Source organism: Herpetosiphonaceae bacterium, from assembly GCA_036374795.1.
GTDB lineage: Bacteria > Chloroflexota > Chloroflexia > Chloroflexales > Kallotenuaceae > LB3-1.
On record DASUTC010000175.1, the window covers coordinates 1 to 7,454 of the forward strand.

Annotated in this window: 2 protein-coding genes; both read left to right on the forward strand. The window is 64.2% G+C overall.

Annotated elements, in window-relative coordinates; all coding sequences use genetic code 11:
• Positions 1-2,046 (forward strand): SDR family NAD(P)-dependent oxidoreductase (locus VFZ66_12695; GenBank protein ID HEX6290047.1); only part of this gene is annotated, 2,046 nt, incomplete at its 5' end.
• The coding region (locus VFZ66_12700; GenBank protein ID HEX6290048.1) for a beta-ketoacyl synthase N-terminal-like domain-containing protein at positions 2,043-7,454 on the forward strand (5,412 nt) is incomplete at its 3' end. The genes VFZ66_12695 and VFZ66_12700, both read left to right, overlap by 4 nt.

A 7,454-nucleotide genomic window follows, 5' to 3' on the forward strand; every position in this document is an offset into this window, starting at 1 on the left:
ACCTATCCCTTCGAGCGCCAGCGTTTCTGGGCCGAGCCAAAGCGACGAGCGGGAAACAGCTCGAACACACCGCCGCGCCGGGCAGATGTGGGCGAGTGGTTCACGACACCATCCTGGAAGCGCTGCAATCCCGGCGATCCCGGCGATAGCATGGCGGCATTTGAGGAGCGCCACTGCTGGCTGATCTTCCTCGACAAATGCGGCGTCGGCACGTCGTTGGTGCGCCAACTGACCAGCCAGGGGCAGGAGGTGATCACCATCACGCCCGGCCCGACGTTCGCCCGCTACAGCCCGACCGGATTCACGGTTCGTCCCCGCCAGCGCGAAGACTACGACGCGCTGCTGCGCGAGCTGAACCGCGAGCAGAAGCTGCCGGATCGCATCGTCCATCTCTGGAGCGTGACCCCGCCAATCAACGGAGCCGATGAAACCGAGGCCGGGCTTACCAACCTGCTCGATCATGGCTTCTACAGCCTCTTCACCCTTGCCCAAACGCTCGGCGACCAGGGCATCGATCGCTGTCAGATCACGGTTGTCTCCAACGATATGCAGGAAGTTACCGGGATCGAGCAGATCGTTCCAGCCAAGGCGACCGTGATCGGTCCATGTAAAGTTATCCCGCAGGAGTATCGGGGTATCGCCTGCCGCAGCATCGATCTGCTGCTGCCTGCTGGCGGTCCCAGCAGCGCGCTGATCGAGCAGCTTATGGACGAGCTGAGCCGACCAGTCACGGATGATATTGTAGCCTTCCGGGGATCGCACCGCTGGGTCCAGACGCTTGAGCCGGTCCAGCTTCAGGCGGCAGCGCGCAATACCCGCTTGCGTGAAGGCGGCGTCTATCTGATCACCGGTGGACTGGGCGGCATCGGCCTGGCGATGGCCGAGCATCTTGCCGATACCTGCCGGGCGAAGCTTGTGCTGGTCGGACGAACCGCGCTGCCGCCGCGTGCCCAGTGGCCGGGTATCCTCGAACGTACCGACACGACCAGCGGCCTTGGTCGCCGGATCAAGATCGTTCAGGATCTGGAAGCGCGCACGGAGGTCCTGGTGCTTCAGGCCGATGTCACCGATCCGGTCCAGGTGCAAATAGCTGTCGATCAGGCGGTCGCACGCTTTGGCACCATTCACGGCGTCTTGCACGCGGCAGGTCTGCCTGGCGTCGGCCTGACGCAGCTTAAGAGTGCCGAAACGGCGGCAGGCGTGCTCGCGCCGAAAGTCCAGGGCACGCTGGCGCTCAGCCACGCGCTGCGAGGAATCTCGCTTGATTTCCTGGCGCTCTTCTCCTCGATCGCCTCGGTCACGAGCGGCGGACCCGGCCAGATCGACTACTGCGCGGCGAGCGCCTTTATGGAGCATTACGCCCAGCGGCACAGCGGCGAGCACGGCGCGACGATCGCGCTGAGCTGGGGTGAGTGGCTGTGGGATGCCTGGCAGGAAGGTCTGCAAGGCTACCCCGAAGACGTTCGCGCGTTCCTGATCGCCAACCGGCGCGCCTATGGGATTGCCTTCAATGAAGGCACAGAGGCGTTCCGCCGCGCGCTTGCCGGACGGCTACCGCATGTCTATATCACAACTCAGGATCTGGTCGAGATGGTCGCGCAGATCCGCAACGGCCTGATCGATCAACTGCTCGGTCATGGCGAGGGCCAGGAAGATACACGACCGCTCTACCCCCGCCCGGTCCTGAGCACGTCCTATATCGAGCCGCGCAACGAATTGGAAGCGAAGATTGCCGGTATCTGGGGCAGCGTCCTCGGTATCGATCAGATCGGGATCAACGATAACTTCTTCGATCTGGGCGGCAACTCGCTTGTCGGCGTGGAAGTCATCAGCAAAATCAGACGGGCGCTGACGATCGACAAGCTTCCGGCCTATGTGCTCTACGAAGCACCCTCAGTCGGCGAGATGGCTGCCTATATTGCCGGCCAGGATCAGCCGGAGGCCGAGGAAGCCGAAGAGGATCTGGACGATCGCGGTGATCGCCGCAAAGCCCAGCTTGGAATCTTCCAGCGTCGAAGCTACGTGGAAGAAGAGGAGATCGTATGACCAATCAGTCATCGCAAGACTATACAACGGCGGTCGCCATCATCGGCATGTCCGGGCGTTTTCCCGGCGCGCGCAATGTCGAGCAATTCTGGAACAATATTGCCGGTGGCGTGCGCTCGATCCGCTTCTTCTCCGACGAGGAGCTGCTGGCCGCCGGAGTAGAGCCGGAGACACTGCGCGATCCGAACTTTGTCAAGGCTGGCACGGTGATCGAGGACGCCGATCGGTTCGACGCCCGCTTCTTCGGCTATCCTCCGCGTGAGGCCGAGACGATGGACCCGCAGCATCGCCTTTTTCTGGAGTGCGCCTGGGAGGCGTTGGAGCGCGCGGCCTATGATCCTGAAACCTACAAAGGGCTGATCGGCGTCTTTGCCGGCTCGTGCTATCCGACCTATATGCACAACAACCTGCTCAGTAATCTTGAGCTAGTTGACGATGTGGGCTTACTGCAAATTAACGTCGGCAACGAAGCAGACTCGCTCTCGTCGACGGTTTCGTATAAGCTGAACCTGCGCGGCCCCAGCATCGCCGTGCAGACCTTCTGCTCGACCTCGCTGGTTGCGGTTCACCTGGCCTACCAGAGCCTGATCACCTACGAGTCCGACATTACGCTGGCGGGCGGCGTAGCGGTCGCCTTTCCTCAGGGCAGCGGCTACTCCTACCAGGAGGGCGGCATCGTCTCGCCCGACGGCTACTGCCGCACGTTCGATGCCCAGGCGCAGGGCAGCGTCATGGGCAATGGCCTCGGCGTCGTCGTGCTGAAGCGGATGACTGAGGCGCTGGCCGACGGCGACCAGATCTACGCGGTCATTCGCGGCTCCGCGATCAACAACGACGGCATTCGCAAGGTGGGCTACACCGCGCCCGGCCTGGCCGGGCAGACCTCAGTCGTGGTGCGCGGCCTGAGCAACGCCGGAGTTAAGGCCGAGACGATCAGCTACATCGAGGCGCACGGCACGGCTACACCACTCGGCGATTCGGTCGAGCTGGCGTCCCTGATCCGGGCGTTCAGTCGCGGGACCAAGAAAAAACAGTTCTGCGCGCTCGGCTCGGTCAAGCCCAACATCGGCCACCTCGACCGCGCTTCGGGCGTCACCGGGCTGATCAAAACGGCGCTGGCGCTGACCCATAAGCAGCTTCCGCCGCTGCTGCACTTCGAGCAGCCCAGCCCCGACATCGATCTGGCGAACAGTCCGTTCTACGTGAACACCGAGCTGCGCGAATGGCCGCGCAACGGCACGCCGCGCCGCGCGGGCGTGAGCTCGTTCGGCCTGGGCGGCACGAATGTCCATGTCGTGCTCGAAGAAGCCCCGGAGAACCGTCGATCGGGATCGTCGCGTCCGCACCACCTGCTGCTGCTCTCGGCCAAAACCGAGACGGCGCTGGAAGCGATGACGACCAACCTGATCGACCACTGCCGCCAGCAACCCGATCTCAACCCGGCGGATCTGGCCTATACGCTCAAGATCGGACGCAGCGCGTTCAATCATCGGCGCGCGCTGGTGTTCCGCGATCTGGCCGACCTGACGACGGCGCTGGAAGCCCGCGACCCAGGCCGTGTCTCTACGCTCAACCAGACCGGACGGGATCGGCCTGTGGTCTTTCTCTTCCCCGGCGTCGGCGAGCACTATGTGGGAATGGCGCACGAGCTGTACCAGCAGGAAGCCGCCTTCCGCGCCGCCGTCGATCGCTGCGCCGAAGCGCTGAGGCCGCAGCTTGGCATGGATATTCGCGCGGCGCTGTATCCACAACCAGGCCATGCAGCAGGTCTGGAGTCTCTGGAACAACCGGCGCTTTTTGTCGTCGAGTACGCGCTGGCGCAGCTCTTGATGACCTGGGGCATCAAGCCGCAGGCGATGCTGGGCTACGGCGTCGGCGAGTACGTGGCGGCGTGTGTCAGCGGCGTGCTCACGCTGGAGGATGCGCTGCGACTCGTCGCGACTCGCGCGCAGCTTAGGCAATCGCTACCAGCCGGGACGCTGCTGAGCGTCACGCTGAGTGAGGCCGAGATCCAGCCCTACCTGAGCGACCAGATCTCGCTTGCGGCGATCCACGGCCCGGCACGCTGTGTGCTGGCTGGAGCATCCGCAGCCATCGGTGCTGTTAGCGATCGGCTTCAGTCCGCCGGAGTGGCCTGTCAGCCGATCGCCGCAGGCCATGCCCTTGACGCGCCGCATGTGTCGCCGCTTGCCGCGCAGATCACGGCGCTGGCGCGTGGCCTGAAGCTCAGCCCGCCTCAAATTCCCTATCTTTCAAACGTGACCGGCACCTGGATTACCCCGGAGCAGGCCAGCGATCCGGCCTACTGGGCACAGCATATGGTCCAGCCGATACGGTTGGCGGACGGACTCCAGACGCTCCTGCTGCAAGCCCCGCAGGTGCTCCTTGAGGTCGGGCCTGGGCAGATGTTGAGCGCGCTCGTGCGACAGCATCCGGCCTGCGCTGCGGAGCGCATGGATCTGCTGCAAAGCACCTTGCCCGCCGCAGATCAGCAACAGTCGGACATCGCCGGAATCCTGGCGGCGCTTGGCAAGCTCTGGCTCCTGGGCGTGGCGATCGATTGGAACGGCTTCTACGCCGACGAAACGCGCCTGCGCATTGCACTGCCGACCTATCCCTTCGAGCGCCAGCGCTTCTGGATCGAGTCCTCGGCACGCGCAGCCAAACTCGCACAGCAGGCTGCCGTCGGGAAGCGGCCCGATCTCGCCGAGTGGTTCTACCAGCCGGTCTGGCAGCCGACGCCCCTGGCGAAACCTGATACGCTGACCGGTCGCTGGCTGATTCTCGAAGACACGCATGGCATTGGCGCGGCTATGGCGCAACGCCTGAGTCGTGCCGGGATGCCGGTTGTTCGCGTGGTTCCAGGCGATCATTTTGCGCAGCAGGATGCCGGATGCTTCCAGGTGCGCCCCGACAGCCCAGCCGACTATCACGATCTGCTGGCGGCCCTGCGCGATTCCGCACTGCTGCCGACCCATGTCGCGCATCTTTGGAGCCTCGATCCGCTCGCCGAGTCGAGCGGCCCTGATCACTTCTCCGCTGCCCAGCAGCGCGGCTTTTATAGCCTCCTGTTTCTGACTCAGGCCCTCAGCGCGCATCTGCTGGTCGAGCCGCTCCAGATGCTCGTCGCCTCGAATGGTGTGCATGCCGCCGTGGATGGCGACATCTCCGCCGCCGAGCATGGCACCCTGCCTGGTCTTTGCACCGTGATTGGTCAGGAGCATGTTAACATCACCTGCCAGAGCGTCGATCTGACGCTCCCCGCGCATGCCGACTACACAGAGATCGTCGAGTCACTCCTGGCGGAAGCGCAGGCTGGTCGCGGCGATTCGGCAGTTGCCTATCGCAACGGCGGGCGTTTGACGCAGAGCTATACGCCGCTGCGCCTGGAAGCAGCGCCGTCGATCTTGCGGCAGGGCGGTGTCTATCTGATCACCGGCGGCCTGGGTGGGATCGGGCTGGTGCTGGCCGAATATCTGGCGCGTACCTTCCGGGCGCGGCTGGTCCTTGGTGCCAGAGTCGCGCTGCCGCCTCGTGAAGCCTGGGCCGACTGGCTGGCGGATCATCCCGCCGACGATCGCACCAGCAGCCGGATTCGCAAGGTGCAGGATCTCGAAGCGCTGGGCGCGGAAGTGCTGGTGCTCCAGGCCGACGTGGCCGACATAGCCCAGATGCGCGCGGCGCTCGACGCAACGCATGATCGCTTTGGCGCGCTCAATGGCGTGTTCTACACGGCGGGCACCTCGGACCCAAGCGCCTTTGGCGCGCTCGAAAGCTTGAGCCGGGAGCAGTGCGAAGCGCACTTCCAGCCGAAAGGCTATGGCCTGTACGTGCTGGAGGACGTGCTGCGCGACGAGCCGCTCGACTTCTGCCTGCTCTTCTCGTCGCTCTCAGCGCTGCTCGGCGGTCTGACGCTCGGAGCGTACGCGGCGGGCAATAGCTTCATCGATGCCTTTGTTCAGCGTCACAATGGTCAGCACGCCGTGCCCTGGCTGAGCGTCAACTGGGATACCTGGCAGCTCAGGGCCAACCAGCACGCGGTCATCGGCGCGACCGTCGCCCAGTTTGAGATGCTGCCCGCCGAGGGCGCGCAGGCCGTTGAGCGGCTGATTGCTACCCGTGGCTACGCGCGGATCGTCAACTCAACCGGCGATCTCGAAGCGCGCATCAACCAATGGATCAGGATGGAGGCGCTGCGTACCGAGGCGATGGCCGACGATCGCGCTGGCACTGAGCTGCTGACCAGCGGCGACTACGAGCAGCGTATTACCGCGATCTGGAAGGGCGTTCTCGGTATCGAGGAGGTTGGTCTTCACGACAACTTCTTCGATCTGGGCGGTAACTCGCTCAACGGCTTGCAGGTGATGTCGAAGATTAAGAAGACCTTCAAGGTCCAGATCCCGGTCGTGGCGCTCTTTGAAGCTCCAACCGTCAGCGCGCTGGCCCAATACCTGCGCCCGAAGGATGCGCCGCAGGTCGATCGGCAGGAGACGCAGCTCCGGCAGCGCCGCCAGCGCACGCGCCAGGCGGTCGAGACGCAAGACATCGCGATCATCGGCATGGCTGGCCGCTTTCCGGGCGCGAATACCGTCGAGCAGTTTTGGAGCAACATTCGCGATAGCGTCGAGTCAAAGACGTACTTCAGCGATGCCGAGCTGCTGGCCTCAGGCGTCGACCCGCTGCTGATCCAGAACCCCGACTATGTAAAATCCCGCCCGATTCTGGACGATGTGGAGCACTTCGACGCGGCCTTCTTCGGCTACACGCCGCGCGAGGCTGAGATGATGGACCCGCAGCAGCGCATCTTCCACGAGTGCGCCTGGGAAGCGCTGGAAACGGCGGGCTACGATACTCAGCGCTACAAGGGCCTCATCGGCGTCTTCGCCGGAGCCAACCTGAATGTCTATCTGATGCAGATGTTCGCCGATCCTGCGCTGCGCTCGCAGATCGATGACAGCACGGTTCTGGAAAATGACAAGGACGCGCTGGCGACCAACGTGGCCTACAAGCTGAACCTGCGCGGCCCCAGTTTCGCCGTGCAGACCTTCTGCTCGACCTCGCTAGTCGCCACGCACCTGGCCTGCCGTAGCCTCCTCGACGGCGAGTGCGATATGGCGCTGGCCGGGGGCGTCTCGGTGCGCGTGCCGGTTAAGGCGGGCTACCTCTATGTCCAGGGCGATCAGGTATCGCCCGATGGCTGCTGCCGCACCTTCGACGCGCGCAGCGAAGGCGCGACCTTTGGCGATGGTGCCGCAATTGTGGTGCTCAAGCGGCTCGACGATGCGCTGGCGGACGGCGATACGATCCATGCGGTGATCAAAGGCTCGGCCATCAACAACGACGGCGGGCGTAAAGTCGGCTATACCGCGCCCAGCGTCACCGGCCAGGCCGAGGTCGTCACCACCGCG